This is a genomic window from Pontixanthobacter gangjinensis (genome assembly GCF_009827545.1).
Taxonomy (GTDB): Bacteria; Pseudomonadota; Alphaproteobacteria; order Sphingomonadales; family Sphingomonadaceae; genus Pontixanthobacter; species Pontixanthobacter gangjinensis.
Genome location: NZ_WTYS01000001.1, coordinates 2,182,881 through 2,206,024 on the forward strand (window position 1 = coordinate 2,182,881; position 23,144 = coordinate 2,206,024).

At 59.8% G+C, this 23,144-nt stretch carries 25 protein-coding genes; 21 read left to right on the forward strand and 4 right to left on the reverse strand.

Features of this window, described 5'->3' with window-relative positions; translation table 11 throughout:
• Positions 1 to 449 precede the first annotated feature (449 nt).
• The gene (locus tag GRI36_RS10305; protein ID WP_160598384.1) at positions 450 to 1,271 is read left to right on the forward strand and encodes a universal stress protein; all 822 of its coding nucleotides are present in this window, start codon (positions 450 to 452) and stop codon (positions 1,269 to 1,271) included.
• Here the strand turns inward: GRI36_RS10305 and GRI36_RS10310 are convergent.
• Entirely contained in the window at positions 1,268 to 1,450 is a 183-nt protein-coding gene (locus tag GRI36_RS10310) for a hypothetical protein (RefSeq protein ID WP_160598385.1), read from the reverse strand. The genes GRI36_RS10305 and GRI36_RS10310 overlap by 4 nt on opposite strands.
• A gap of 244 nt (positions 1,451 to 1,694) precedes the next feature.
• On the opposite strand from GRI36_RS10310, the gene GRI36_RS10315 reads away from it, so the two are divergent.
• Together GRI36_RS10315 and GRI36_RS10320 are read left to right on the forward strand one after the other, a co-directional pair.
• Positions 1,695 to 2,870, forward strand: coding sequence for a bactofilin family protein (locus tag GRI36_RS10315; RefSeq protein WP_160598386.1), 1,176 nt, complete (start codon positions 1,695 to 1,697; stop codon positions 2,868 to 2,870).
• Positions 2,871 to 2,873: 3 nt separating this feature from the next.
• Entirely contained in the window at positions 2,874 to 3,797 is a 924-nt protein-coding gene (locus GRI36_RS10320; RefSeq protein WP_160598387.1) for a fructose bisphosphate aldolase, read from the forward strand.
• Positions 3,798 to 3,858: 61 nt separating this feature from the next.
• Here the strand turns inward: GRI36_RS10320 and GRI36_RS10325 are convergent, their stop codons facing one another.
• The gene (locus GRI36_RS10325) at positions 3,859 to 4,302 is read right to left on the reverse strand and encodes a baeRF12 domain-containing protein (RefSeq protein ID WP_160598388.1); all 444 of its coding nucleotides are present in this window, start codon (positions 4,300 to 4,302) and stop codon (positions 3,859 to 3,861) included.
• 178 nt (positions 4,303 to 4,480) lie between these two features.
• Between GRI36_RS10325 and acsA the strand changes: the two genes are divergently transcribed.
• The 6 genes from acsA to GRI36_RS10355 all read left to right on the forward strand — a co-directional run bounded on the left by acsA (position 4,481) and on the right by GRI36_RS10355 (position 9,974).
• Positions 4,481 to 6,265 (forward strand): acetate--CoA ligase, encoded by a 1,785-nt coding sequence (acsA, locus tag GRI36_RS10330; protein WP_328598415.1) that lies wholly within the window; start codon positions 4,481 to 4,483, stop codon positions 6,263 to 6,265.
• Positions 6,262 to 7,254 carry a pyruvate dehydrogenase (acetyl-transferring) E1 component subunit alpha gene (gene pdhA / locus GRI36_RS10335; RefSeq protein WP_160598390.1) on the forward strand — a complete coding sequence of 331 codons (993 nt, stop codon included), beginning with the start codon at positions 6,262 to 6,264 and terminating at the stop codon, positions 7,252 to 7,254. Before acsA ends, pdhA begins: the two co-directional genes overlap by 4 nt.
• Positions 7,251 to 8,225 (forward strand): alpha-ketoacid dehydrogenase subunit beta, encoded by a 975-nt coding sequence (locus GRI36_RS10340; protein WP_160598391.1) that lies wholly within the window; start codon positions 7,251 to 7,253, stop codon positions 8,223 to 8,225. The genes pdhA and GRI36_RS10340 overlap by 4 nt, the downstream gene beginning before the upstream one ends.
• A 2-nt stretch (positions 8,226 to 8,227) precedes the next feature.
• Positions 8,228 to 9,394, forward strand: coding sequence for a dihydrolipoamide acetyltransferase family protein (locus GRI36_RS10345; protein ID WP_160598392.1), 1,167 nt, complete (start codon positions 8,228 to 8,230; stop codon positions 9,392 to 9,394).
• On the forward strand, positions 9,391 to 9,642 hold the full coding sequence (locus tag GRI36_RS10350) for an acyl carrier protein (RefSeq protein ID WP_160598393.1): 252 nt from the start codon (positions 9,391 to 9,393) through the stop codon (positions 9,640 to 9,642). The genes GRI36_RS10345 and GRI36_RS10350 overlap by 4 nt, the downstream gene beginning before the upstream one ends.
• Positions 9,643 to 9,821: 179 nt before the next feature.
• Positions 9,822 to 9,974, forward strand: a complete 153-nt coding sequence (locus GRI36_RS10355; protein WP_160598394.1) for a hypothetical protein — start codon at positions 9,822 to 9,824, stop codon at positions 9,972 to 9,974.
• A gap of 228 nt (positions 9,975 to 10,202) precedes the next feature.
• On the opposite strand, the gene GRI36_RS10360 is transcribed toward GRI36_RS10355, so the two are convergent.
• Positions 10,203 to 10,967, reverse strand: a complete 765-nt coding sequence (locus GRI36_RS10360; RefSeq protein ID WP_235902220.1) for a sulfite exporter TauE/SafE family protein — start codon at positions 10,965 to 10,967, stop codon at positions 10,203 to 10,205.
• A gap of 108 nt (positions 10,968 to 11,075) precedes the next feature.
• On the reverse strand, positions 11,076 to 11,714 hold the full coding sequence (locus GRI36_RS10365) for a murein L,D-transpeptidase catalytic domain family protein (RefSeq protein ID WP_160598395.1): 639 nt from the start codon (positions 11,712 to 11,714) through the stop codon (positions 11,076 to 11,078).
• A gap of 68 nt (positions 11,715 to 11,782) precedes the next feature.
• Between GRI36_RS10365 and GRI36_RS10370 the strand changes: the two genes are divergently transcribed.
• The 12 genes from GRI36_RS10370 (at position 11,783) to hypE (ending at position 23,132) form a co-directional block, all read left to right on the forward strand.
• Positions 11,783 to 13,030 (forward strand): L,D-transpeptidase family protein, encoded by a 1,248-nt coding sequence (locus tag GRI36_RS10370; protein WP_160598396.1) that lies wholly within the window; start codon positions 11,783 to 11,785, stop codon positions 13,028 to 13,030.
• Positions 13,031 to 13,163: 133 nt separating this feature from the next.
• Complete coding sequence (locus tag GRI36_RS10375; protein ID WP_160598397.1) at positions 13,164 to 14,309, forward strand: 4Fe-4S dicluster domain-containing protein; 1,146 nt, start codon at positions 13,164 to 13,166, stop codon at positions 14,307 to 14,309.
• Positions 14,306 to 14,776 (forward strand): cyclic nucleotide-binding domain-containing protein, encoded by a 471-nt coding sequence (locus tag GRI36_RS10380; RefSeq protein WP_160598398.1) that lies wholly within the window; start codon positions 14,306 to 14,308, stop codon positions 14,774 to 14,776. The genes GRI36_RS10375 and GRI36_RS10380 overlap by 4 nt, the downstream gene beginning before the upstream one ends.
• Positions 14,776 to 15,621, forward strand: a complete 846-nt coding sequence (locus GRI36_RS10385; protein WP_160598399.1) for an FAD/NAD(P)-binding protein — start codon at positions 14,776 to 14,778, stop codon at positions 15,619 to 15,621. The genes GRI36_RS10380 and GRI36_RS10385 overlap by 1 nt, the downstream gene beginning before the upstream one ends.
• A 4-nt stretch (positions 15,622 to 15,625) precedes the next feature.
• The gene (locus GRI36_RS10390; protein WP_160598400.1) at positions 15,626 to 16,396 is read left to right on the forward strand and encodes an NADH-quinone oxidoreductase subunit B family protein; all 771 of its coding nucleotides are present in this window, start codon (positions 15,626 to 15,628) and stop codon (positions 16,394 to 16,396) included.
• A complete protein-coding gene (locus GRI36_RS10395) occupies positions 16,386 to 17,675 on the forward strand; it encodes a Ni/Fe hydrogenase subunit alpha (protein WP_160598401.1) in 1,290 nt (429 codons plus the stop codon). Before GRI36_RS10390 ends, GRI36_RS10395 begins: the two co-directional genes overlap by 11 nt.
• A complete protein-coding gene (locus GRI36_RS10400) occupies positions 17,672 to 18,157 on the forward strand; it encodes a hydrogenase maturation protease (protein WP_160598402.1) in 486 nt (161 codons plus the stop codon). Before GRI36_RS10395 ends, GRI36_RS10400 begins: the two co-directional genes overlap by 4 nt.
• Entirely contained in the window at positions 18,150 to 18,428 is a 279-nt protein-coding gene (locus GRI36_RS10405) for a hydrogenase maturation nickel metallochaperone HypA (protein WP_160598403.1), read from the forward strand. Before GRI36_RS10400 ends, GRI36_RS10405 begins: the two co-directional genes overlap by 8 nt.
• 6 nt (positions 18,429 to 18,434) lie before the next feature.
• A complete protein-coding gene (gene hypF / locus GRI36_RS10410) occupies positions 18,435 to 20,753 on the forward strand; it encodes a carbamoyltransferase HypF (RefSeq protein WP_160598404.1) in 2,319 nt (772 codons plus the stop codon).
• Positions 20,753 to 20,992, forward strand: coding sequence for a HypC/HybG/HupF family hydrogenase formation chaperone (locus GRI36_RS10415; RefSeq protein ID WP_160598405.1), 240 nt, complete (start codon positions 20,753 to 20,755; stop codon positions 20,990 to 20,992). The genes hypF and GRI36_RS10415 overlap by 1 nt, the downstream gene beginning before the upstream one ends.
• On the forward strand, positions 20,989 to 22,086 hold the full coding sequence (gene hypD, locus GRI36_RS10420; RefSeq protein ID WP_160598406.1) for a hydrogenase formation protein HypD: 1,098 nt from the start codon (positions 20,989 to 20,991) through the stop codon (positions 22,084 to 22,086). Before GRI36_RS10415 ends, hypD begins: the two co-directional genes overlap by 4 nt.
• Positions 22,083 to 23,132, forward strand: coding sequence for a hydrogenase expression/formation protein HypE (gene hypE, locus GRI36_RS10425; RefSeq protein WP_160598407.1), 1,050 nt, complete (start codon positions 22,083 to 22,085; stop codon positions 23,130 to 23,132). The genes hypD and hypE overlap by 4 nt, the downstream gene beginning before the upstream one ends.
• Positions 23,133 to 23,144: the final 12 nt, after the last annotated feature.

A 23,144-nucleotide genomic window follows, 5' to 3' on the forward strand; every position in this document is an offset into this window, starting at 1 on the left:
AGTCGCCCCTCCCCTAAACCGGCAGTCTGGAAATCCTGCGAACGAGCAGACGGTTTTAGGGCTGCCGATGTCACAAGCTCGCCAGCCTTGACGAGATAAGCGGATTGATTGGCCTGGCAAGGCCAGAATTTTCGGATCGTTGCCCGTCGCGGCTCGCAATCGACAAGCGCCTCGTCAAATCGACCGGAACTCTTGAAGTGAAGGCAAATCTTGTAACCTCGGCAGGCCGAACAGCAAGAGAACTCGGTCATCGAGGCTAACTCGAATGTAACGATATTCCAACTGTTCATATGACGTGACGGTGCCTTTCGCGTTCGCAGCTTGATGGCCATGCCAGCGTGTAGGAATACCCTATCTCACTGAGCACCTGTTCAGGACATTTGCGTAGTCCTCTGTGGCCTTACCGGTGCTAATCTTTGTCATTCAGATTTTACAGAGGGGGACACGCGATGCGCTCGATATTGCTCCACATTTACGATGATGAAGGTATGGAAGCCCGGCTGCAGGTGGCGTTAGACCTTGTGCGCAACTTCGATGGCCACATAACCTGCGTGCAAGCGGTGCCCTTTGAATTCGGCGTGCCAAGCGATGTATATTTCTCAATGGCAATGGAGATGGCATCTGCTTTCCGTGCAAGCGCGGATAGGTTGCAGGAGGAACTGGAAAGCAAGCTTGAGGACGAGGATGTCAGGTGGGACTGGATACGCAGCAACGGCGACGCAATCAGTGAAATTGCCCGGTTGGCCCCGCTTTCGGAAATTGTCGTCTTGGGCGCGCGCAATCCCACTGGCAAACCAAGCCTGCCCTCACGCCTTGCTTCGGAAACCGTCGTGAGCGTCCGGCCGCCGGTCCTGCTCGCACCCCCATCGTCCTCGCGTCTCCAGCTTGACGCGCCGGCGGTGATCGCCTGGAATGGTTCGGCCGAATGTGGCCACGCGCTCCAGGCTTCCTTACCGCTGCTTCGACGAGCATCGGAGGTCGAAATTCTTACGGTTCGGGAACAAAGGCCCAAGAGCAACGTGGAGCGCCTGTCGGCATCGGACGCCGCAAAGTTTCTATCGAGACATGAAATCGAGCCGCTCATCACCGAACTTTCGCCTGAGGATGACGCATCGATAGCCGCCACGCTCATTGACGCAGCGCAGGCCCGCAAGGTCGGGCTTGTCATCATGGGCGCCTACGGCCGTTCCCGGCTTCGTGAGCGAGTGCTTGGTGGAGTTACTCGCGACATGCTGTGCGATCCGGCACTCCCCCTCCTTCTTAGTCACTAGGGCGTCCGAAGCGCCTCTTGCGGGATTTCATCCGGGCCGCGATCCGGCTCGGCGATATCCGGCGTTGAAGGTTCGATTTCCGGCGGGCGAACCGGAGCTGGCTCATCGGGTTGCATCGGCGTTTCGGGCGGTGATTGCGGATTTATCCGGTCGGGTTCGTGCGGCGGAGTGGTTGCCATGAGGCTTCCTTTGTCTTGGCATGTGTCTGATCACACCATCTTCGGTCCATGCATTTCGATAGACGATACGTAACCTCCCGCATGGTCAGCGGAGAATTGCTGCAGGCCACAAAGAATGCACGGGTCGGATCTCTCGCTAGAATCTAAGGAGCATCCCCTAAAGACCGATCGTGCAAATCCGCGGAAACTCGTACGCAGACCATATGCAAAGCCCAATTCTTGCGCCGACGAGGAAAGGATAATCATGACCTTCCAGACCAGAACAATTGTTCGAATGGTGGTAATTCTTGCGGCAATATTGCTCGCGTTGTTCCTTGCCAGCAGGAGCTACCCGCAAATCACAGGGGAAATCGGCGAAGAAATCGATATCGGGCTGAAAGCGCCCGATATGTCGTTTTTTTCAGCCGATACGATCAACTTGAAGGTCAATAGCTCGGACGATGTGTTCGCGGCTGGCAGCACAGTGAATGTGGATACAACAAGCGCGGATCACTTGGTCATCGCCGGAGGCGAAGTCACAGTCAGAAATGTAGCCATCGAAGACCTCTTCGCCGCCGGCGGTGAACTCGATCTGGTGTCGGGAACCGTTGCCGACGATATTGTCGTGGCTGGGGGCGAAATCACCGTGAGAAAGACTTTCGAAATCGGTGGTTCTGCCGTGATTGCAGGTGGAGAGGCGCTGATCGAGGCACCCGTGCCTGTTGATCTTCGTGCGGGCGCCGGAACGGTCTATCTCAATTCCCGGGTGGGCGGTGATGCACGCCTTAGCGGTGACAAGGTCACCCTCGGGCCCGAGGCCGTAGTGGGCGGCGATCTTCTTTACCGGACCGAGAATCTCGTGATCGAGTCTGGTGCAGTCGTGTCCGGCCAACGCAGGGCAATGCCAGCCGAGGACCATTCCGCATTCGAAAGCTGGGGGCGCGGCGCGGGCGAACTTTTCGGGAAGCTCCTACTTGCCGCGACACTCGGTTTTGCCGTTCTCGTCCTTACAGTTGCCGTAGCTGTTCCCAGCCTCATGCGATCGTCCGCCGGGTTCATCAAGTCACGCCCGCTGCAGAGTGTGGGGATCGGCACGCTGATAGCGATCGGTACACCTGTCGCCATCGTCTTGCTGTTCGCCAGTGTGATCGGTGCCCCGCTTGCCATGCTCCTTATCGCTATCTGCCTCGCGATTACGCCGGTAGCAGTCGCGGCGACCGCGTTCTTTGTTGGTATGGAGAGCCGTAAGATCGCGACGAAGGCGGAAGCCCCCCCGACCGGTTGGGGTGGGCGCTTGTTATGGCCTGCGCTCGGCGCGCTGGTGATCTTGCTGCTCGGCATGATACCCTTCGTGGGAATCCTCGTATGGCTCTTCGCCTTGCTCTTCGGCCTCGGCGCGGTGGCAAGCCGGGGAGGCCGCGCTCTCGCCGTGAGCGCCTAACCAATGGACGCGCGCACAGTCGATGCAAGAATGCTCTCCCGTATCGGAGACGCGCCGGGATTCATTGCGGCGCTCGACCAGAGCGGTGGATCGACACCCCGTGCACTCGAAGCCTACGGTATCCGTCGCGATGCCTATCCTGACGAGGCCACCATGTTTGCGCTGATACATGAAATGCGCGTGCGGATCATGACATCTCCCAGTTTCGGTGCCGGCAAGATCATCGGCGCAATCCTCTTCGACAGGACCATGAACAGCGCTGTTAACGGTCAGCCGGTGCCCGCGTTGCTCCGTGAGCTTGACATCGTACCCTTCCTGAAGATCGACAAGGGTTTGGAGGACCAGGCCGATGGGACACAGCTGATGCGCCCCATCCCGGATCTCGACAGCGTGCTCAGTAAGGCGCGCCTGGCGGGCATGGCGGGTACCAAGACACGCTCGCTCATCCATGCCCCCTCGCCCGCTGGTATAAAGGCGGTCGTTGCGCAACAGTTCGAGCTTGCAGGACGCATACTTGATCACGGGCTCCTGCCCATCATCGAGCCGGAAGTACATTTGGAAAGTGAAAGGCGCGAGCGATGCGACGCCATGCTTACTCAAGAGCTGGCGACACAGCTGGATATGCTTTCAGAAAAGAGCCAGGTCATCCTAAAGCTATCATTGCCTGTCCGCCCCAACCTTTATGAAGACCTGATAGACCACCCGAGAACCGTGCGCGTCGCCGCGCTTTCCGGTGGCCACTCTCGCGAGCAGGCCTGCGCAGAGCTGGCAAAGAATAGGGACATGATCGCCAGTTTCTCTCGGGCACTGCTCCAAGACCTGCGCCACACCATGAGCAGCGCCGAGTTCGATCGCACACTTGGGGCGGCTATCGAGCAAATCTATCGTGCATCTTCCGAGAAGGTGGCAAGCGCGAACATCGTTTGACTGCCTACCTTGGACATGCAGTTTTGCGTAAAACGCCTTCGCGAGCCCTGCGGCCGCCGGTTCATGGCTCGTAGGCTGTGACGACCTTGACGATGTCGTCGGTAGCCAGATTGACAACATCCTTGTCGATTTCTGCAATGATGCTTTTCCCAAGAGCCTGTGGGCAGTGCTTGCGAAAGGTGCCGAGGACTGATGGTGCAGCGAGAACAATGACCGCCCCCCCCTCCCTCGCCTGAGTTTCGGACAGCGTGTCTACCGCATCGATTGCAAAGCGCTGCTCACCCTCTTCGTGCCAATCGGTATCGCCCACAGCACTGCGTCGCGGCCCAGAGCGGGAGAAGGAGCGGCCCGGACGATCTGTCCCCTGCAGTAACGTCCGTGGATTCTCTGCCGTATGCTCCTCAATTGTCTCAAGAACAGGTCTCGGCACATCGCCCGCGTTGCGCATCAACAGCATCTTACCCCCATCGATGGCCATAACCAGCGTTCCATGTGCGATCTTCATACGACCTCTCCCGTTTTCCTGAATGTCCAAACGCCAGATGACCTAGCCGGGAGGATGCTAATCGGCGCAAAGCAGGCGCTCACTAAGGAAAGCTCCTGATCTGCTCTCACGGCGGTTCGTTTGCCGTGAGTGCGGGACATTGCGTAGTTACTGCCGCCATACCCCTGCCGATGACAGCGTGACAGAGTGCCTGAAAACGGGGAGAGTTGGCTTGGCTTTTGCCACTATAATTAAACCGACATCCGCCAAACGGGCGGCGGTCATGCGCGATTACGACATCGCCTCCGAGCAGTTAGGTTGGGATACCTTCCGATCTTGGCTCGATGCAGAGCCCGACAGCTGGCTAAACATCGCTCACGAGGCGGTAGATACCCATGTGATGCATGGCGGCGGAAGCAAGGAGGCCTTGCGCTGGTTCGGCAAGAATGGTGAACACCGATCGCTGACCTACGCCGATCTTGAGCACGAAACGGATCGGTTTGCACGCCTGCTCGCCGATCGCGGCTTCGGCAAAGGAACACGGGTCTTCTCATTGCTTGGCAGGGTGCCGGAGCTCTACTGCGCCGCGCTCGGCACGCTCAAGGTAGGTGGAATCTTCTGTCCGCTTTATTCCGCTTTCGGGCCGGAACCGATCCGGGCCCGCATGGAACTGGGCCGGGCCCAGGTGCTCCTCGTGAGTCCGCAGGACTACAAGAAGAAAGTCGCCGAAGCTCGAGAAACGCTACCAGACCTCGAACTCGTTCTAGTCACACCAGGCGTTGATGAAGCGATCCCCGGCACTGTTGATCTGACCGAGGCACTGGACGCAACGCCCCCTGAATTCAAATGCGTCCAGACACTACCCGAAGATCCGGCCCTACTCCATTTCACAAGCGGCACGACGGGCAAACCAAAGGGCGTGGTCCATGTCCACGAAGCCGTGGTGATGCACAATGCCACCGCGCGGCTCGCGCTCGACCTGAGGCCCGATGACGTGTTCTGGTGCACCGCCGACCCCGGCTGGGTCACTGGCACTTCCTACGGCATCATCGCACCGCTGTGCGTTGGTGCCACGCTGGTGATTGAGGAAGCAGAATTCGATGCGGAGCGCTGGTACTCGCTGCTTGAGCGGGAGCGAGTCACTATCTGGTACACTGCGCCCACTGCAATCAGACTGCTGATGCGTGCGGGCGCCGAGCTTGCACGTAAGCACGATCTTTCGCACCTGCATTTCCTTGCCAGCGTCGGAGAGCCACTCAACCCCGAAGCAGTGGTCTGGAGCAACGAGGTCTTCGGCATGCCTTTCCACGATAACTGGTGGCAGAGCGAAACCGGCGGGATTATGATCGCCAACTACGCAGCAATGGACATCAAGCCTGGTTCGATGGGCAAACCGTTACCAGGCGTTGAAGCGGAGATTCTAGATGTCGGGGAAGATTGCGTGACGCCGATTACAGAACCGATGTCCCCCGGACATCTCGCCATTCGCAGCGGCTGGCCGTCAATGTTCCGTGACTATCTCGACCAGCACGAGCGCTACGAAAAATCGTTCCGCGATGGCTGGTACCTGACGGGCGATCTCGCGATGCGCGATGCCGATGGTTATTTCTGGTTCGTTGGGCGAGCCGACGATGTCATAAAGTCTGCCGGCCACCTGATCGGTCCCTTCGAAGTCGAGAGCGCTCTGGTCGAGCACCGGGCGGTGGCCGAGGCTGCGGTTATCGGCGTGCCGGACGAACGCGCGGGCGAAATGGTCAAGGCATTCGTAACGCTGAATGCCGGATACGCAGCCACCGATGATCTGATTAAGGAACTGCTCGGCCACGCACGTAAGAAGCTGGGCGCGGCGATCGCGCCGCGACAAATCGAAGTGCGCGAGGATCTTCCGCGGACGCGCTCAGGCAAGATCATGCGGCGCCTGCTCAAAGCGCGCGAATTGGGCCTTCCGGAAGGCGACACCTCTACTCTGGAGGTACAAGCATGAGCAAAGCGGCACTCAAGGTTCGGCTGACGCGCGAGCATTGCCGCACTCTGCTCCACCAGATGCTGCGCGTTCGCCGATTCGAGGAGAAATGCGCCGAGCTTTACACACAGGAAAAGATCCGCGGCTTCTTGCACCTTTACATTGGTCAGGAAGCGGTCGCGACCGGTGTCATGCAGGCGCTGGGTCCAGAGGACGCGGTCGTCGCCACTTATCGTGAGCACGGCCATGCGTTACTCAAAGGTGTATCCGCCGAGGCGATCATGGCCGAAATGTACGGCAAGCAAGAAGGCTGCAGCCGCGGGCGAGGAGGCTCCATGCACCTATTTGACGCCAGGACGCGATTTTACGGAGGGAATGCCATCGTCGCGGGCGGATTGCCGATCGCAGTCGGCCTTGCCCTCGCCGACAAGCTAGCCGGCCGCCAGCGAGTGACAGCCTGCTTTTTTGGCGAAGGCGCCGCGGCCGAAGGAGAATTCCACGAAAGCCTCAACCTCGCAGCGCTGTGGCGGCTGCCTGTCCTGTTCGTGTGTGAAAACAACCTCTACGCGATGGGTACTGCGCTTGACCTGAGCGAATCCGAAACCAGTATCGCGGCCAAGGCGGCGTGCTACAGGATCGGTTCGGAAACGGTCGACGGAATGGACGTTGTCGCCGTCGAAGTGGCCGCACGGCGCGCGATCGCCGCACTTCAGGAAGCTGGCGCGCCGCAATTCCTTGAGTGCCGGACGTACCGCTTTCGTGCGCACTCGATGTACGATCCGCAGCTCTACCGCACCAAGGATGAGGTTGAGCAGTGGAAAGAACGCGGGCCGATCAAGCGGTTCCAGGAATGGGCGCTGGCGTCTGGTGAGCTCCACGCTAACGACGTGCACGAAATCGAAAAGGAAGTGGCGCTCGAGGTTGCCCAAGCGGTTGCCGTCGCCGAGGCCGGGACCTGGGAACCAGTCGAGCACCTGCTCCGGCACGTGGGAGCGGAGCAGAGGATATGACCCAAGTTTCCTATCGCGAAGCCGTACGCGGCGCCATCCGCATGGCGATGCAGGCCGACGAGCGTGTCTTTTTGATGGGCGAGGATGTCGGCCACTATGGCGGCTGCTACGCCGTATCGCAGGGTCTGCTCGATGAATTCGGGCCTGAGCGCATCCGTGACACCCCTCTTTCTGAAAGCGCCTTCACCGGGGCTGGTATCGGCGCCGCACTGGGAGGCATGCGCCCGATCGTCGAGGTCATGACGTGCAACTTCTCGCTGCTCTCGATCGACCAGATCATGAACAATGCGGCTACCATCCGGCACATGTCGGGCGGGCAGTTCACCGTGCCTGTGGTGATCCGCATGGCGACGGGTGGAGGCCGGCAATTGGCCGCGCAGCATTCGCACAGTCTAGAAGGCTGGTACGCGCATATTCCAGGCATCAGGGTGCTCGCCCCGGCCACGGTCGAAGATGCCGCCGGTATGCTGGCCCCGGCGCTCGATGATCCCGATCCGGTCCTGATTTTCGAAAACGCGCTGCTCTACAACGATACCGCCGATGTGGACGATGCAGTGGCGGTCGACATCGATCACGCCGTGATCCGCCGCGAAGGCAGCGACATCAGCTTGATTACCTATGGCGGTTCGCTCGGCAAGACGCTGGCTGCTGCCGAAGAACTGGCTGCGCAGGACATCTCCGCCGAAGTCCTCGACCTTCGCATTCTGCGCCCGCTCGACGAGGCGGCGATTCTGGCAACCGTCTCCAAGACGCAGCGCTGCGTCATTGTGGACGAAGGATGGCGATCCGGCAGCCTCGCGGCGGAAATCATGGCCCGAATTATCGAACACGCCTTCTGGACACTCGACGCCCCGCTGGCACGCGTGTGCAGTGAAGAGGTGCCGGTACCATACGCACGGCATCTGGAAGAAGCGGCGCTGCCCAGCACGGAGAAGATAGTCGCTGCTGCGCTTGCGGTGCTGGGCCGGTAACCATGGGCACCTTCGTTATGCCCTCGCTCGGTGCCGACATGGCAGCAGGGACTTTGGTCGAATGGCTGAAACAGCCGGGCGATACGGTGGAACATGGCGACATCATTGCCGTGGTGGAAACCGACAAGGGTGCCATCGAGGTCGAAGTCTTCGAAAAGGGCCGCATCGACGAACTGCTGGTCGAAGCTGGTAGCGCGGTCCCGGTCGGCACCCCACTCGCTCGGATCGACGGCGAGGCGAACGGGGTAAAGCCGTCCGCCACGGGACCCGCGAAACCGAAGGTCGGGACGGAGCCGGTTCGCGCGACCCCGCCTCGCCCATCCGCTCTCCTTGTTATGAAGGGCCAAGGTCCGCGCGCCTCACCCGCCGCACGGCAACACGCCGCCGAGCGCGGGATCGACCTTGCCTCGCTGGCCGGAAGCGGACCGGACGGCGCGATCCAACTTGTCGATGTCGAACGGGCTGAATGCATTCGGTCCGAACCTGGGCTGGGCTCAGGCCCTGACCTGTCCGCCATGCGCCGCGCCATTGCGGCAGCCATGGCGCGGTCCAAGCGCGAGATCCCGCATTACTATCTATCTCACCGGTTCGATCTCTCGGCCGCTCTCGAATGGCTTGAGCGCTATAATGCCGAGCGCCCGCCGCCCGAGCGGCTGCTTCTTGGTGCGCTGCAGATTAAGGCGGTGGCTAGTGCTTTGAAGGAATTCCCGGAGTTCAACGGTTTCTACGGCGAGGAAGGCTTCTCTCCATTCCCCGCAGTCCATCTCGGCACCGCGATCGCGATCAGGGGCGGCGGGCTGGCCGCGCCCTGTATCCGGCACACTGATACCCTCACCCTTAGCGACCTGATGGAAAGCTTGCGCGACCTTGTCGCACGCACGCGGCGCGGCCAGTTCCGCTCATCGGAAATCGCCGATGCAACAGCGACTGTTTCCAATCTTGGCGAGCGGGGCGTCGAAAGCCTGTGGCCTGTCATCTACCCGCCGCAAGTGGCGATCGTAGGCTTTGGCAGCGTAATGTGGCGACCCTGGGCCGTGAAGGACGAGCCCGTTGTGCGCCCCGTCATCACCACCACACTGGCGGGCGACCACCGCGCAAACAACGGGCACCGCGGCGCGCTCCTACTAAGGCGCATCGAGCAGATCCTATCAGAACCGGACAAGCTATGACCTATCAGGAAGCACGCAGCATCGTAATCGAGGAAATCGAAAATATCGCTCCCGATGTCGCCCCCGTGGCCATCGGCGATACTGAGGACGTGCGCGAGGCGCTCGATCTCGACTCGATGGATATCTACAACCTCATTGCCGCGCTGCACAAGCGGCTCGAAATCGACATTCCTGACAAAGACGCTGCGCAGTTTGTAACCATCGGCGGCGCGGCGCGGTGGCTGGATGAGTATACAGCCCGGCAATGACCCGGGTCGGCGACAGAAATGCGAGGTGACCAATGAATGCAAAGCACACTGATCCGACAGTTATCGCTGCCGCCACGTTCGCAGGATTGATAGGTCTTTTTCTAGTCGCTCGGTCGCGAACTCGGTCTGGCGGGGGGGCTAATATGCGGGAGCGGGCCATGCGCAGAATGCTCAGATCCATGCCCGACGACGCTCCACCGCGGCTTGTCGCAGGGATCCTGCCCAAATTGCAGGAACAGAACACCCAAATTCTTGCGCTGCTCGAGAACCAAACACGTCTGATCGAAGCCATCATCGCATCACCACCCGTTGATCGTGATGCCAAAAACTAGAGATTTGGCTGCTGGTCGTGTCGGTGACAGCAATGGGTGGCCGTAGATGGATTTGGCGACCGGCAAAAAAAGAGGCGGCCCGAGAGCCGCCTCCTAAGTCTCGCCAATCTCTTGGCTTCGGGTCGCATTGAGATCTATCGCCCTTCTTCTCGCTTCAGTATCTAGGTAAATGTCCGTAGCCCGTCGCACGACGGTCCCGGATCCACGACCGAGCATGGTCGGGCTAGTTCAGAAGAACTTGCCTGCAAGCCAATACATGGTCGTGGCCGTAAGGACCGTGCCGACGATCACCAGCATCGCGGAAGCAGGGAGATATTTCGCTGCGAGCGCGCCAAACGGAGCGGCAAGCACTCCGCCCAAAAGCAATCCCAGCGTCGTGGCAGTAAATTCTTCGAGCCCCAGATGCAGGAGGAATGCTGCCGAAATCGCGATCGCCACGAAGAACTCCGCAGCATTGACTGAGCCCACCACCTTGCGCGGCTCGATGCCTTGGAGCATGAGACCGGAACTGACAACCGGTCCCCATCCTCCTCCGCCTACCGCATCAAGAATACCGCCGAGAAGCCCCAGCGGTATCGCGCCTTTAGGGCTTTGTGGGCGCGTGTTTCTGCGCAGCCCCTTGCCGATGAGCAAGACGCCAAGCAAGCCAAGATAGGCAAATATGAAGGGCTTGATGGCCTCACCGTCAAGACTCGCCAAACCGTATGCTCCGATCACACCGCCCACAACTCCCGCAGGCAGAACAAGCAAAAATAGTCGTTTGTCGATATTCCCGCTGAAAGCGTGGCTAATGCCAGATGCAGCTGTTGTGAAACACTTCACGAGGTGGATTTGGTAGGATGCGCGCGCGGGGGTCACTCCCATGACACCGACCAGCAAGGCCGAGGCGATCGCCCCGAAGGCCATACCAAGAGCACCATCGATCAGTTGCGCGAAAAAGCCGATTGCGACAAACGGCAGAGCTGCCTGCCAATCAACGCCGAATATCTCCAAAAACGTTCTCCCTGCCAAGGCAAGGACTTGTGTGCAGTGAGATGGATCGCATGAATATACGTAGTCTGTCGTGTTTGCATACAAGAGCGCTAAACGAGAATAAGCGCCTCAGTCGGCTGCAAAAAGCAGTCTGCCCGGCCCCAGCAATTCGAGAACCCCTCCGATCTCCGAGAGCTCGAAAGCAAAGCACCCCAAACTGCGGCCAACGCGTCCCTGTAATTCGGCCATGGTTCGGTCGACATACCCAGCGCCATGAATAACGATAGCGCGTTGGAATGCCTGGTCGTTTGCCTCATCGAGACCATGCAAACGCCGCGAGCGACCATGCTTGCCGACGTAGGCATCGCCGGTCAGGTAACTTCCATTCGACGATGCATGCGAGCCGGGTCGATTAGAGAATCGCGTCGCATAGCCGCTGTTGTCAGGGTCCGAACCCCGCCCATGCGAAACCAACAACGAACGCAGGATGCTTCCGCCTTCGATATCCGCGACATGAAAGCGGGTCTTGCCTGAATGCTTGGCAAAGTCGACCAGGCCAATGCGATCGCGATAGGTGAAGTGAGCGGAATGGCGATCCAACGCTGCAAGTGCCTTCTGCAAAAGCGGCGGCTCGGCTGCCAGCCGCGTTTCCGGCGGATGATTGAGCGGAGTGTTCACCTTCCTCGGCGAGGATAAGGATGCAGGTGCAATGAGCGAAGCCGAGGCGGCAATTGTCGCACCAAGAAAATGACGGCGGTCTAGTTTCATATCGTAAAGAGCATTAATATGCTGGCAGATGTGGGTACGGGAACCCTGAAAGGCAAGGTGACGCAGTGTTGGCGAAGAGTAATCGAGCCCTTCTGGCAGCGCTCACCTTGATCGCTTGTCAGGTTCCTGGAGCGGCCCATGATAGCGGCGAGAGGTGGTCGAACGCAAACCTCGCAACGCTAGATCGATGGATTGAGGCAGCTCCGCTCGACGCCTTGCCGCCGGTCTCGAAAAACGCGCTCGATCAGGCGAGAAATTCGAGAGTCCCGGGACGTATCGACGAAGAGGCGGACCGCTTGGCGCTGCGGCTCGCGAGAATGCACCTTCTGGGTGCCGCCAACCACTCTGGACGGGCAGGCTGGAATATCAACGATACTGATGCGAATCTTCCTCTCGATACTATGCTGGCACGCGGCCTCGCTGATGGGAACCTTGATACATTTTTCGCGCTGATGCGCCCTGCCCACCAAGAGTACGCCGCACTGAGGTCGGCCTACCAAGTCGAACCTGACGTCCAGCACAAGCGGACGATCGCACGTAACATGGAGCGCTGGCGTTGGATGCCCCGTTCGCTAGGCAAGAATTACGTCCTCGTGAATATCGTCGGATACGAGGCAAGCCTATGGCGCGAAGCCAAGCTCGTCGATCACTGGCGCGTCATCATCGGTAAGCGGAGCACGCCCACTCCCGTGTTCGAGACCCAGATCGAAGGGGTTATTCTCAATCCGTGGTGGGATATTCCTGCCAGCATTGTTCGCGAGAGCGTAGGTGCACTTGTCAGACGCAACCCATCCCTAGCCCGTGCGCGCGGCTATGTCTGGAGCGGCGGGCGCTATCGCCAACGCCCAGGGCCGAACAATGCCCTCGGCCAGATGAAGCTGGTCATGCCCAACCGCTTCTCCGTCTTCATGCACGACACCCCGAACAAGCAATTGTTCGAGGAGGACGTGCGATCTTTCAGTCATGGCTGCATCCGCACCGATGATGCGATCGGCTATGCGGCGACGCTGTTGCAAGACATCAAGACCCGCGAAGAGATCGATGTCATTCTTGCCTCGGGGCAAACGACACAAATCGAGATTGGAAAACCGCTGCCCCTTTATGTGACCTATTTCACTGCGGTCAGCGACGGGTTAGGCCGCGTCAAACTGCTCGACGATCTTTACGACAGGGACCGGCGGATTGCCGTCCCAGCATCACTGGCAATTGTCGACAACTATGCAGCCGATGATGCGCTCTCGCTTCTCCGCGCCAGCTACGGAGAGTCAGCTGCCACACAGGATGCGAATCGCTCGATATCCGACATCGAGTGCTGAGTCAGCCTAGGCCATAAACGACTGTATCGCTCCAGACTCTGCGCAATACGGACCTATGCGTATGGGGCGGGATGGATAGGTGCCTAGACTGTCCTGATGGAACACGTGCGCGTGTCGGTCTTGGAGCCATGGCATGAAAAAAGAGGCGAAGTACGGACCACCGGCTCTGATCGGCCCCGACGACCTCGAACTTTTAATTCAGGCGCTTGTGCAGAGCGGCCGCCAAGTTATCGGCCCGGTCGTGCGCGACGACGCGATCGTCTACGATAAGATCAGAGGCGTAGACGATCTGCCCGCCGGATGGACCGATCGACAGGCTCCGGGACGCTACACGCTGGAGCATCGCGCGGATGCGGCTTTATTCGGTTATGCAGTGGGTCCGCATTCATGGAAGCGCTTTCTCCATCCCCCTGTGCAGACTGTCTGGTCGGCTACCCGCGGTGATGCCGGAGAAGCAATAGACTTTGCTTTCACGCCCGATCCCGCAAGGCCATACGCATTCATTGGCGTGCGTGCCTGCGAACTGCTTGCCATTGAGATTCAGGACAAGGTGCTACGCGACGGCCCGACCGCCGGCCGCGCCTATGCCGGACGTTGCGACAACGCCTTCATCGTCGCGGTCAACTGCAGCCAGCCCGCCGAGACGTGCTTTTGCGTTTCGATGGATGCCGGGCCCCGCGCAAAGACGGGCTTCGACCTAGCGCTCACCGAACTTGTCGATGATCACCGGCACGAATTTCTTGTCGAGATCGGAAGCAAGGCCGGTGCCGATCTTATGGCCAAAATACCGCACGAGGTAGCCAATCAAATCGCCCACAAGCAGGCCAATGCACTTTTGGAGCGAACATCAGCTGGCATGAGCCGTCGGATGGAGACCAAAGGGATTAAGGAGCTGCTCCAGCACAATCCCGAACACCCTCGATGGGACGATGTCGCCAATCGATGCCTGTCCTGCGGAAATTGCACGATGGTGTGTCCTACTTGCTTCTGCACCACCACCGAAGATACCAGCGATCTTGCAAATCACACCGCCGAACGCGTGCAGAAATGGGATTCCTGTTTTTCGCTCGATTTCTCATACATTCACAGCGGCAGCGTGCGAAATTCAACCCGTTCCCGCTATCGCCAATGGCTCACGCACAAACTGGCGCACTGGATCGACCAGTTTGGCACTTCAGGATGCGTTGGATGCGGGCGCTGCATGACATGGTGCCCGGTCGGCATCGACCTCACCGAGGAAGTAAACGCCATTCGCGCGGACACTGGCGTGCTCCAATGATCGCAGCCGTTAAAACGATGGACCAAATACTCGGGCAGCATCGGTTCTTCGCCGATTTCCCGTCCGACTTCGCCAAGCTGATCGGCGGGTGCGCACGCAATATTCATTTCAAGCCCGGTGAATATATGGCACGCGAAGAGGACCCCGCCGACACCTTTTTCATCCTTTCTAAAGGCAAGGTTGCGCTCGAAGTCGCAGTGCCGGGCAAGAGCCCAGTAGTCATAGCCACACTCGGGGCGCAGGATGTAGTCGGTGTCTCATGGCTGGTGGCACCATATTGCTGGCTGTTCGACGCTCGTGCAATCGAAGACTTGCGGGCCATCAGCATCGACGCGAAATGCCTCCGCGAAAAATGCGAGGCCGATCATGATCTCGGCTATGAGATGATGAAGCGCTTCTTGCCGCTTCTGACGCAGCGACTGCATGCGACGCGGATGCAGGTCCTCGATGTGTACGGAAAGTCCTGATGCAGGCTTCGCAATCCACCGAAGAAGACCCTCTTCTGCCGGCACCCTACCGCGTCGTGGAGAGGGTCCGGGAACTGGATGATGTGACGACTTTGCACCTTGAACCGCGAACGGGGAAGCGCACTTGCGTCAATCCCGGCCAATTCAACATGCTCTACGCTTTCGGCATCGGCGAAGTTGCGATCAGCATCAGCGCTGCAGGGGAAACCGAGCGCGGGCTTTTCCACACGATTCGCGACGTCGGCAAGGTGAGCCATGCGCTCTCGCACATGAAAGAGGGCGCCGAGGTGGGTCTTCGCGGACCATTCGGTAGCGGCTGGCCAATCGACGGGGCGGATGGACGCGACATCGTGATCGTAGCAGGTGGCGTTGGCCTTGCGCCGCTGCGCCCAGCCATTGAGGCGGTTCTCGCAAAGCGTGAGCAATATGGGCGGGTAACGATCCTGCTCGGTTTCCGGTCGCCCAAAGATATTCTGTTCCCCCAGCCTATCCATGACTGGCGCGAGCAACACGATGTCGAGCTGCATGTTACCGTTGATCATGCCGATGCGGACTGGCGAGGTCACGTCGGTGTCGTCCCGACCCTGATCCAGCGCACGAATTTTGATGCCAAAAACTGCCTCGCATTCGTCTGCGGGCCGGAGATCATGATGCGCTTCAGCGCGCAGGCACTGTTAGGCGAGGGCGTGAGCCCTGCCCGTATCCACCTGTCGATGGAGCGCAATATGAAGTGCGCGGTCGGCCATTGCGGTCGCTGTCAGTTCGGCCCACACTTCGTATGCAAGGACGGCCCGGTCTTCCCACTCGAGCGTATTACCTCGATCCTCTCGGTGCGGGAGGTCTGACGCGATGGCAAACTTCCTGCGCCTCGCCGTCTGGAAATTCGCCTCATGCGACGGCTGCCAATTGACGCTGCTCGATTGCGAGGACGAATTGCTGGCCTTGGCCGAGGCCGTCGATCTCGCCTATTTCCCCGAGGCCTCAAGCAAGATGGCGCAAGGCCCCTACGATCTCTCGCTGGTCGAAGGATCCATCACCACGGCTCACGATGCCCAGCGGATTCGCGATGTCCGGGCGCAGTCAAAGCATGTCGTTACAATCGGCGCCTGCGCCACTTCGGGGGGTATTCAGGCGCTGCGCAACTTCGCCGATGTCGGCGACTTCGTCGCGGCAGTCTATGCAAGACCTGATTATATCGACACGCTGGAAACTTCGACGCCAATCTCGGCCCATGTGACCGTCGATTTTGAGCTACAAGGATGTCCGGTCGACAAGCGGCAATTGCTCGAAGTGATCGGCGCCTTTCTTACCAATCGCAAACCGGTCATTCCAGAATACAGCGTATGTTTCGAATGTAAGCGGCGCGGCAATATCTGCGTGATGGTTAAGGGTGAGCCGTGCTTGGGGCCGGTCACTCATGCCGGGTGCGGTGCGATCTGCCCTGCCTATCGCCGCGCTTGCTATGGGTGTTTCGGGCCGATGGAGGCGCCCAACCTTCCCGCATTGAGTGAGGAGTGGCGCCAAATGGGTGCCGCCAAAGGTCAAATCCGCGATGTCCTGCGAACTTTTTACGGCTGGTCCGATCCGTTCCGCCGGGAGAGCAACGCACATGACAACTAGGACGATTAAGGTGGACTATCTCGCCCGTGTCGAGGGCGAAGGCGCGCTCGACCTGCATATCGAGAACGGCGAGGTCACGGCCGCAAACCTCAGGATATTCGAGCCACCTCGCTTCTTCGAAGCGTTCCTGCGCGGACGCAGCTACACCGAACTACCTGATATCGTTGCGCGCATTTGCGGCATTTGTCCTATCGCCTACCAGCTCGGTGCCATCCAAGCGGTCGAGGATGCGTTCGAGGTGACAGTCGATCCACAGGTTAGCGCACTGCGGAGACTGATCTATTGCGGGGAATGGATCCAGAGCCACGCGCTGCATGTCGTCATGCTCCACGCGCCCGATTTCCTCGGCTATCCCGACGCGATCCAGATGGCCGAGCAGCATCGTGAAGCCGTGCGCCGCGGTCTCGCGCTCAAGCAAGCCGGCAATGCTTTGATGTGTCTGCTCGGCGGGCGAGAAATCCACCCAGTCAGCCTGAGGGCTGGCGGCTTCCATCGCGTGCCGACCAAACGCGAGCTTGAGGTGCTGTGTGATGAGATGAAGCAGGCCCGCGACCTTGCCAAGGAACTCGTGATTTGGGTGTCCTCCTTTCCATTCCCTGCATTCGAACGCGACTACGAGTTCGTGGCACTTCGGCACGACCAAGATTATCCCATTACTGCAGGGCGGATCGTTTCGAGCGAGGGAATCGACATTGCCATTGGGGATTACGAGCATGAATTCGAGGAGCGGCAGGTTCCGCACTCGACCGCGCTGCAATCCAGTGTGAAACGTCGCGGCGCTTATCTCGTCGGCCCAATGGCGCGTTACGCGATTAATCATGATCGCCTTCCTCAGTCGGTACAGGAATTGGCAGACTCAGCCGGCATCGGCCCTATCTGCCGCAACCCGTTTCAGAGCATCGTGATCAGAGCGCTCGAAATTCTTCATGCATGCGACGAGGCAGTGCGGCTGATTGCTGCATATGAGGAACCCTCCCGGCCCTTCGCTCCGGTTGAACCGCGCGCCGCGGTGGGTTTCGGTTGCACCGAAGCTCCGCGCGGGATTTGCTGGCACCGCTATGAATTCGCTGAGGACGGAACCATCCGCAATGCCCGTATCGTTCCGCCAACCTCGCAGAACCAAAGCAGCGTAGAAGCAGATCTGAAAGCGGTTGCCGCTCTGCTCGTCGACAAAGCTGACAACGCCATTCGCACTCGCTGCGAGATGACCATCCGCAATTACGACCCGTGCATCTCCTGCGCGGCGCATTTCCTTAAGCTCACGGTGCACCGGCCATGAACGCGCCTCATTCGTTGCTGGTGCTGGCGATCGGCAATCCGGATCGAGGAGACGATGCCGCCGCTTGGGAAGTAGCTACAACGCTGGATGGGCTGCTGCCCGAAAGCACAGCACTCTTGCGGTCGAGCGGCGATTTTCTGTCGATGCTCGATCAGTGGCAGCAATTCGATGCCATGATCTGTATCGATGCCGCAGCGCCGCAGGGCAACCCGGGCAAAATTTCGCGCTTCGACATTGCAGCGGGTCCGCTGCCGACGAGCCTGGACGCCCTATCGAGCCACGCCTTCGGTCTTGGGCAATCAATAGCGCTGGCCAAGCGGCTGGGCTTCGCGCCCGCCCGGATTGTTGTTTACGCAATCGAGGGAGAGAATTTCGCAGTCGGCGAGCCTCTGTCTCAAGGCGTCGCAGCCGCTGTGATGCCCGCTAGCAAGGCAATCCTGTCGGAGGCAAAACGCTTATCGGAAGGGAAACTAGATGCATGAAACTGGAATCGTGAGAGGTCTCGTCCGCCATCTTGATGCGCTCGCGCAGGATGCTGGCGCGATTGCGATTGATCGGGTGCATGTATCGCTTGGGGCGCTCAGCCAGTTCTCACCGGCGCATTTTCGCGAGCACTTCGAGGAAGAAATCGAAGGCACGATAGCGCAAGGAGCACAGCTCGAGATCGAGGAAGCGAGCGACCCGGCAGACCCCGATGCGCTGCATGTGGTCATCCGCAGTGTCGACCTCGATATCCCGGACGATGCGAGCTGACCCCAGATGCTTCATCACCCTCGCCCCGACATACTTTCACCAATTTCCCGGCTTGCGCTGACCATCAGCGGCTGCGTTCAGGGTGTGGGATTCCGACCTTTCGTCTATCGATTGGCCAATGATGAAGGGCTTGCCGGATGGGTGCGCAACACGCTTGGCGGTGTAGCGATCGAAGTCGAAGGCGAATACCGCGCAATTGAACGCTTTGTCGCCCGCCTCAACGCCGAGGCGATCGCACCCGCAGTCATCGAGACGGTCGCGACCCGGGAGCTCGATCCACGGGGTGCAGCAGGCTTTCACTGCCTGGCTTCGGTAGCCGGAGACGAAGCTTGCGGACCGATCCTGCCGGACCTTGTAGTTTGCGATGCCTGCCAGGCCGAGATCTGTGACTCTGGCAATCGCCGGTATCGCTATCCCTTCACCAGCTGCATGCATTGCGGCCCGCGATACAGCATCATTGAGGGACTGCCGTACGATCGCGAGCGGACAGTAATGCGGCATTTCCCCATGTGTTCGACCTGCGCAAGTGAATACAGCGACCCAGACTCCCGCCGGTTTCATGCGGAGACCAACGCCTGCCCAAAATGCGGACCGCAGCTAGCACTTCTCGACATGGAAGGGTCTATCACGGACTCGCCTAGTGAAGCATTCGACAAGGCCGTTACCGCCATCCGGCAGGGCAGCATTGTCGCCATTAAAGGGCTCGGCGGCTTTCAATTGCTGGTTGATGCCCGTTGTGTCGAGGCGGTTGCGACGCTTCGCGCCCGCAAGCGCCGGCCGGCCAAGCCATTCGCGGTGATGGTGTCGGCGTTGGAGCATGTTCGGGAGATTGCAGAGGTAACGCGGGCCGAGGAGGCATTGCTTCGCTCGGCGGTCGGACCGATCGTCCTGATTAAGCGGCTGCGCCATGGGCAGGTCGACCTCGCTGAGAATATCGCACCCGAAAACCCTCTGATAGGGGTAATGCTGCCGACCACCCCACTCCACCATATATTGTTGCAGGCCCTTGGCTTTCCGATTGTCTGCACCAGCGGCAACGGGACCTCAGAACCTCTTGCAGCGGACGATGAAGAAGCGCTTGCCCGCCTTTCCGGTATCGCCGATCTGATCCTGACCCATGACCGCCCGATCCTGAATCGAGTGGACGATTCGATCGTGCGCGTGATCGATGGTGGGAATGCGATCCTGCGTTGCGCGCGCGGCCATGCACCAGTGGTGCTAAAAGGTAACGTAAAGAACCTACCGGTCGTAGCCTTGGGCGGTCACCTCAAGAACAGTCTGGCGCTTGGAGTTGGCGAAAAGATTGTTCTTGGGCCGCACATTGGCGACCTCGATAGCGCGGAAACACGTATTCTGTTTGATTGCTCTGTGGAACGGTTCGGAAACCTGCACGGCGTAAAGCCTTGCCGCATCGCCTATGACGGTCATTCAGGATACTACTCGACTGCGTTTGCCGAGGCCGCAGGCGGGCCCGCGCAGAAAGTCCAGCACCATCTGGCGCACGTCCTTGCTGCGATGGCCGAGCATGGGCTCACGGGTCCCGTCCTCGGGATGGCCTGGGACGGTAGCGGCGATGGCGGCGATGGGACCATTTGGGGGGGCGAATTCCTGCTTGTCGACGACAGCCGATGGCGCCGCATCGCACACATTCGCAATTTCCCGCTGCCCGGAGGGGACAGCGCGATACGCGAGCCGCGACGCGCCGCCATAGGCGCGCTGTCACAATGTTATGGTGATGCGCTCTGGAAACGTGAAGACATTCCGGCGGTCGCGTCCTTCTCACATTCCGAGCGCGCCATCCTGCGAACTGCAATGACACGCAAGATCAATGCACCGCTGACCTCAAGCATGGGTCGGCTGTTTGATATCGTCGCTTCGGTTCTCGGCTTGCGCCAAATAGTCAGCTTCGAGGGAGAGGCGGCGTTAGCGGTTGAGTTCGCGGCTGGTTGCTTGCGCAACCCTACTGCATTACCGGCGCCCATCTTGAGCCAAATGAACGGGTCCGAACAGATAGACTGGCGACCGATGCTGGAAACTCTCTGCGAGTCCGCGCTGCAGGGTGTCAGCACCGATGAACTTGCTGGAGGTTTTCACGTCTGGCTGAGTAAGGCAGCGTGTCTCGTCGCGCGGCGAGCCGGCATCAGCAAAGTTGTTTTGACCGGCGGATGCTTTCAGAACGCACTGCTTTGCGGGTTGGTCGCCAAGGACCTACGCGAAGCTGGCTTCGAGCCCTTCATGCACCGCAAAATCCCGTGCAACGACGGAGGGCTTGCTGTCGGCCAAGCCGCTTTCGCCGCATCTCCCCTGACGCAGGAGGAAGGCTGATGTGCCTCGCAATCCCCGGTGAAGTCTTAACTGTCAGCGGTGGCGATCCGTTGACGCGCGAGGGGAGCGTGGCCTTCGCTGGCGTGACGAAGCGCATTTCGCTTGCCTTGGTACCGGACGCGACCATCGGCGATTTCGTCATCGTCCATGCCGGGTTTGCGATTGCCAGACTCGACCTGGAAGAAGCGGCGCGCACGCTGGCCATGCTCGAAGCGATGCCGCCGGAGACTGGTTCGTGAGGTTCGTCGACGAATTCCGCGATCCCGATGGCGCGCGCAGCGTGGCGGAGGCAATCGCTGCGACTGTCACCCGTCCTTGGACGATTATGGAGATATGTGGCGGGCAGACACATGCGATCGTTCGCTACGGAATTGATCACATGCTCCCCGACACGATTTCACTGCTTCATGGGCCCGGATGCCCAGTCTGTGTCACTCCCGCTGGAATTATCGACGCCGCCTGCACCCTTGCGTCGCAACCGGAAGTGATCCTCTGCTCGTTCGGCGACATGCTGCGCGTCCCGGGGCATGAACAGAGTCTGCTAACAGCGCGCACCGGCGGAGCCGATGTGCGTATGGTCTATTCACCGCTCGACGCAGTGACGCTGGCTCGCGAGAACCCCACGCGCGAGATCGTGTTTCTCGCTATCGGCTTCGAGACGACCGCGCCCACCTCCGCGATGGCTGTCCTCCACGCCGAGCGGGATGGCCTCACCAATTTCTCGCTTCTTTCGAGCCATGTCTTGGTGCCGCCGGCAATGCGGCAATTGCTCGCTGATCCGACCAATAAGGTCCAAGGATTTCTCGCCGCAGGCCATGTGTGCGCCGTGTCCGGATATCGCGATTATCACGCGATCCCCCAGCGTTTCGGTATCCCGATTGTAGTAACGGGCTTTGAACCGCTGGATATTCTTCAGGGCATCCTGCTCTGCGTGCGGCAGCTGGAGGAAAATCGCGCCGACGTAGAAAACCAGTACCGGCGAGCCGTCCGCCATACCGGGAACCGGTACGCACAGGCGGCGGTGGAACAGGTATTTAAGGTACAGGGGCAAGCATGGCGCGGCATTGGTTGGATCGAAGACAGCGGCCTCGCCTTGCGATCCCGCTTCGCCCTGTTTGATGCGCTCAATCGTTTTACCGAGGTCCACGTATCACCCGAGCGTGAGACTGCTTGCATCAGCGGCGAAGTCCTGAGGGGTGTTTGCAAGCCTGATGACTGTCCGATGTTCGGCAATCTTTGCACGCTCGAGCACCCGCTGGGGGCCACCATGGTATCCTCCGAAGGCGCGTGCGCGGCTTATTATCGCTATCGCAGGGTATCGGGGGCCGCATGATGTCCCGACCCGGCAGCCATGGTTCCTGTCCGGTTCCGGTTCATTCCGCAGAGCGCATCGAGATCGGTCACGGAGGTGGCGGCAAGCTCACTCAGCGTTTGATCGACACGGTGTTCAGGCCCGCCTTCGCTGTCTCCGATGAGGATTTGACGTGCGATTCAGCCGCGATCGGCCGCTCGGAATTCGAGCTGGCTTTTACGACCGATGCCTATGTGGTGCAGCCCCTGTTCTTTCCCGGCGGCAATATTGGGTCGCTGGCGATCTTCGGCACCGTCAACGATCTAGCCATGAGCGGCGCTCGCGCGCTGGCAATAAGCGCGGCTTTCGTGATTGAAGAGGGCTTCGCCGTGACTGACCTGAACCGGATTGTCGAAACGATGAGAGATGCGGCTTCCCGAGCGGGCGTACGCATCGTCGCAGGCGACACCAAGGTCGTCGAGCGCGGCAAGGCCGACGGCGTCTACATTGCCACGTCGGGCATCGGCGAAATTGGCTCGCGCGCGCTGATCCGCCCGCAAGAAGTACGCGTCGGGGACGCTGTCATCGTTAGCGGGGATATCGGCCGCCATGGCATGGCGGTGATGGCCGCACGCGAAAGCCTCGGGTTCGAGCCCCCGATCGAAAGCGACTGCGCCCCGCTTTTCGGGCCTGTCTCGGCGCTCATCGATGGCGGCATCGAATTGCATTGCTTGCGCGATTGCACGCGCGGCGGGCTGGCGACTGCGCTGATCGAAATCGCGCGCTGCGCCGATGTTACGATCGCAATCGAGCAGACGAAGATCCCCGTTTCGGGTCCAGTGCGCGGTGCCTGCGAAATCCTCGGTATCGATCCGCTCTACGTAGCCAATGAAGGCCGGTTTACGGCAATCGTAGCTGGAGGTGATGCTGAGCGGGCCCTCTCCATTCTGCAACGACACGACGATGCCGCTGCGATCATCGGGATGGTGGGCGAACGGGATGGAAGCACAGATGCGAAGATAAGGACAATCGGCAGGACTCGTGCTCTTGACCTGCAAACCGGTGAACAACTGCCGCGCATCTGCTGAAGCACAAAGGGC

What these genes read in the sequence shown, in the direction of transcription:
- GRI36_RS10305 (WP_160598384.1), top strand. Translation starts at nt 450, where the DNA reads ATGCGCTCGATATTGCTCCACATTTACGATGATGAAGGTATGGAAGCC.
- GRI36_RS10310 (WP_160598385.1), bottom strand. Translation starts at nt 1,450, where the DNA reads ATGGCAACCACTCCGCCGCACGAACCCGACCGGATAAATCCGCAATCA.
- GRI36_RS10315 (WP_160598386.1), top strand. Translation starts at nt 1,695, where the DNA reads ATGACCTTCCAGACCAGAACAATTGTTCGAATGGTGGTAATTCTTGCG.
- GRI36_RS10320 (WP_160598387.1), top strand. Translation starts at nt 2,874, where the DNA reads ATGGACGCGCGCACAGTCGATGCAAGAATGCTCTCCCGTATCGGAGAC.
- GRI36_RS10325 (WP_160598388.1), bottom strand. Translation starts at nt 4,302, where the DNA reads ATGAAGATCGCACATGGAACGCTGGTTATGGCCATCGATGGGGGTAAG.
- pdhA (WP_160598390.1), top strand. Translation starts at nt 6,262, where the DNA reads ATGAGCAAAGCGGCACTCAAGGTTCGGCTGACGCGCGAGCATTGCCGC.
- GRI36_RS10340 (WP_160598391.1), top strand. Translation starts at nt 7,251, where the DNA reads ATGACCCAAGTTTCCTATCGCGAAGCCGTACGCGGCGCCATCCGCATG.
- GRI36_RS10345 (WP_160598392.1), top strand. Translation starts at nt 8,228, where the DNA reads ATGGGCACCTTCGTTATGCCCTCGCTCGGTGCCGACATGGCAGCAGGG.
- GRI36_RS10350 (WP_160598393.1), top strand. Translation starts at nt 9,391, where the DNA reads ATGACCTATCAGGAAGCACGCAGCATCGTAATCGAGGAAATCGAAAAT.
- GRI36_RS10355 (WP_160598394.1), top strand. Translation starts at nt 9,822, where the DNA reads ATGCCCGACGACGCTCCACCGCGGCTTGTCGCAGGGATCCTGCCCAAA.
- GRI36_RS10365 (WP_160598395.1), bottom strand. Translation starts at nt 11,714, where the DNA reads ATGAAACTAGACCGCCGTCATTTTCTTGGTGCGACAATTGCCGCCTCG.
- GRI36_RS10375 (WP_160598397.1), top strand. Translation starts at nt 13,164, where the DNA reads ATGAAAAAAGAGGCGAAGTACGGACCACCGGCTCTGATCGGCCCCGAC.
- GRI36_RS10380 (WP_160598398.1), top strand. Translation starts at nt 14,306, where the DNA reads ATGATCGCAGCCGTTAAAACGATGGACCAAATACTCGGGCAGCATCGG.
- GRI36_RS10385 (WP_160598399.1), top strand. Translation starts at nt 14,776, where the DNA reads ATGCAGGCTTCGCAATCCACCGAAGAAGACCCTCTTCTGCCGGCACCC.
- GRI36_RS10390 (WP_160598400.1), top strand. Translation starts at nt 15,626, where the DNA reads ATGGCAAACTTCCTGCGCCTCGCCGTCTGGAAATTCGCCTCATGCGAC.
- GRI36_RS10395 (WP_160598401.1), top strand. Translation starts at nt 16,386, where the DNA reads ATGACAACTAGGACGATTAAGGTGGACTATCTCGCCCGTGTCGAGGGC.
- GRI36_RS10400 (WP_160598402.1), top strand. Translation starts at nt 17,672, where the DNA reads ATGAACGCGCCTCATTCGTTGCTGGTGCTGGCGATCGGCAATCCGGAT.
- GRI36_RS10405 (WP_160598403.1), top strand. Translation starts at nt 18,150, where the DNA reads ATGCATGAAACTGGAATCGTGAGAGGTCTCGTCCGCCATCTTGATGCG.
- hypF (WP_160598404.1), top strand. Translation starts at nt 18,435, where the DNA reads ATGCTTCATCACCCTCGCCCCGACATACTTTCACCAATTTCCCGGCTT.
- GRI36_RS10415 (WP_160598405.1), top strand. Translation starts at nt 20,753, where the DNA reads ATGTGCCTCGCAATCCCCGGTGAAGTCTTAACTGTCAGCGGTGGCGAT.
- hypE (WP_160598407.1), top strand. Translation starts at nt 22,083, where the DNA reads ATGATGTCCCGACCCGGCAGCCATGGTTCCTGTCCGGTTCCGGTTCAT.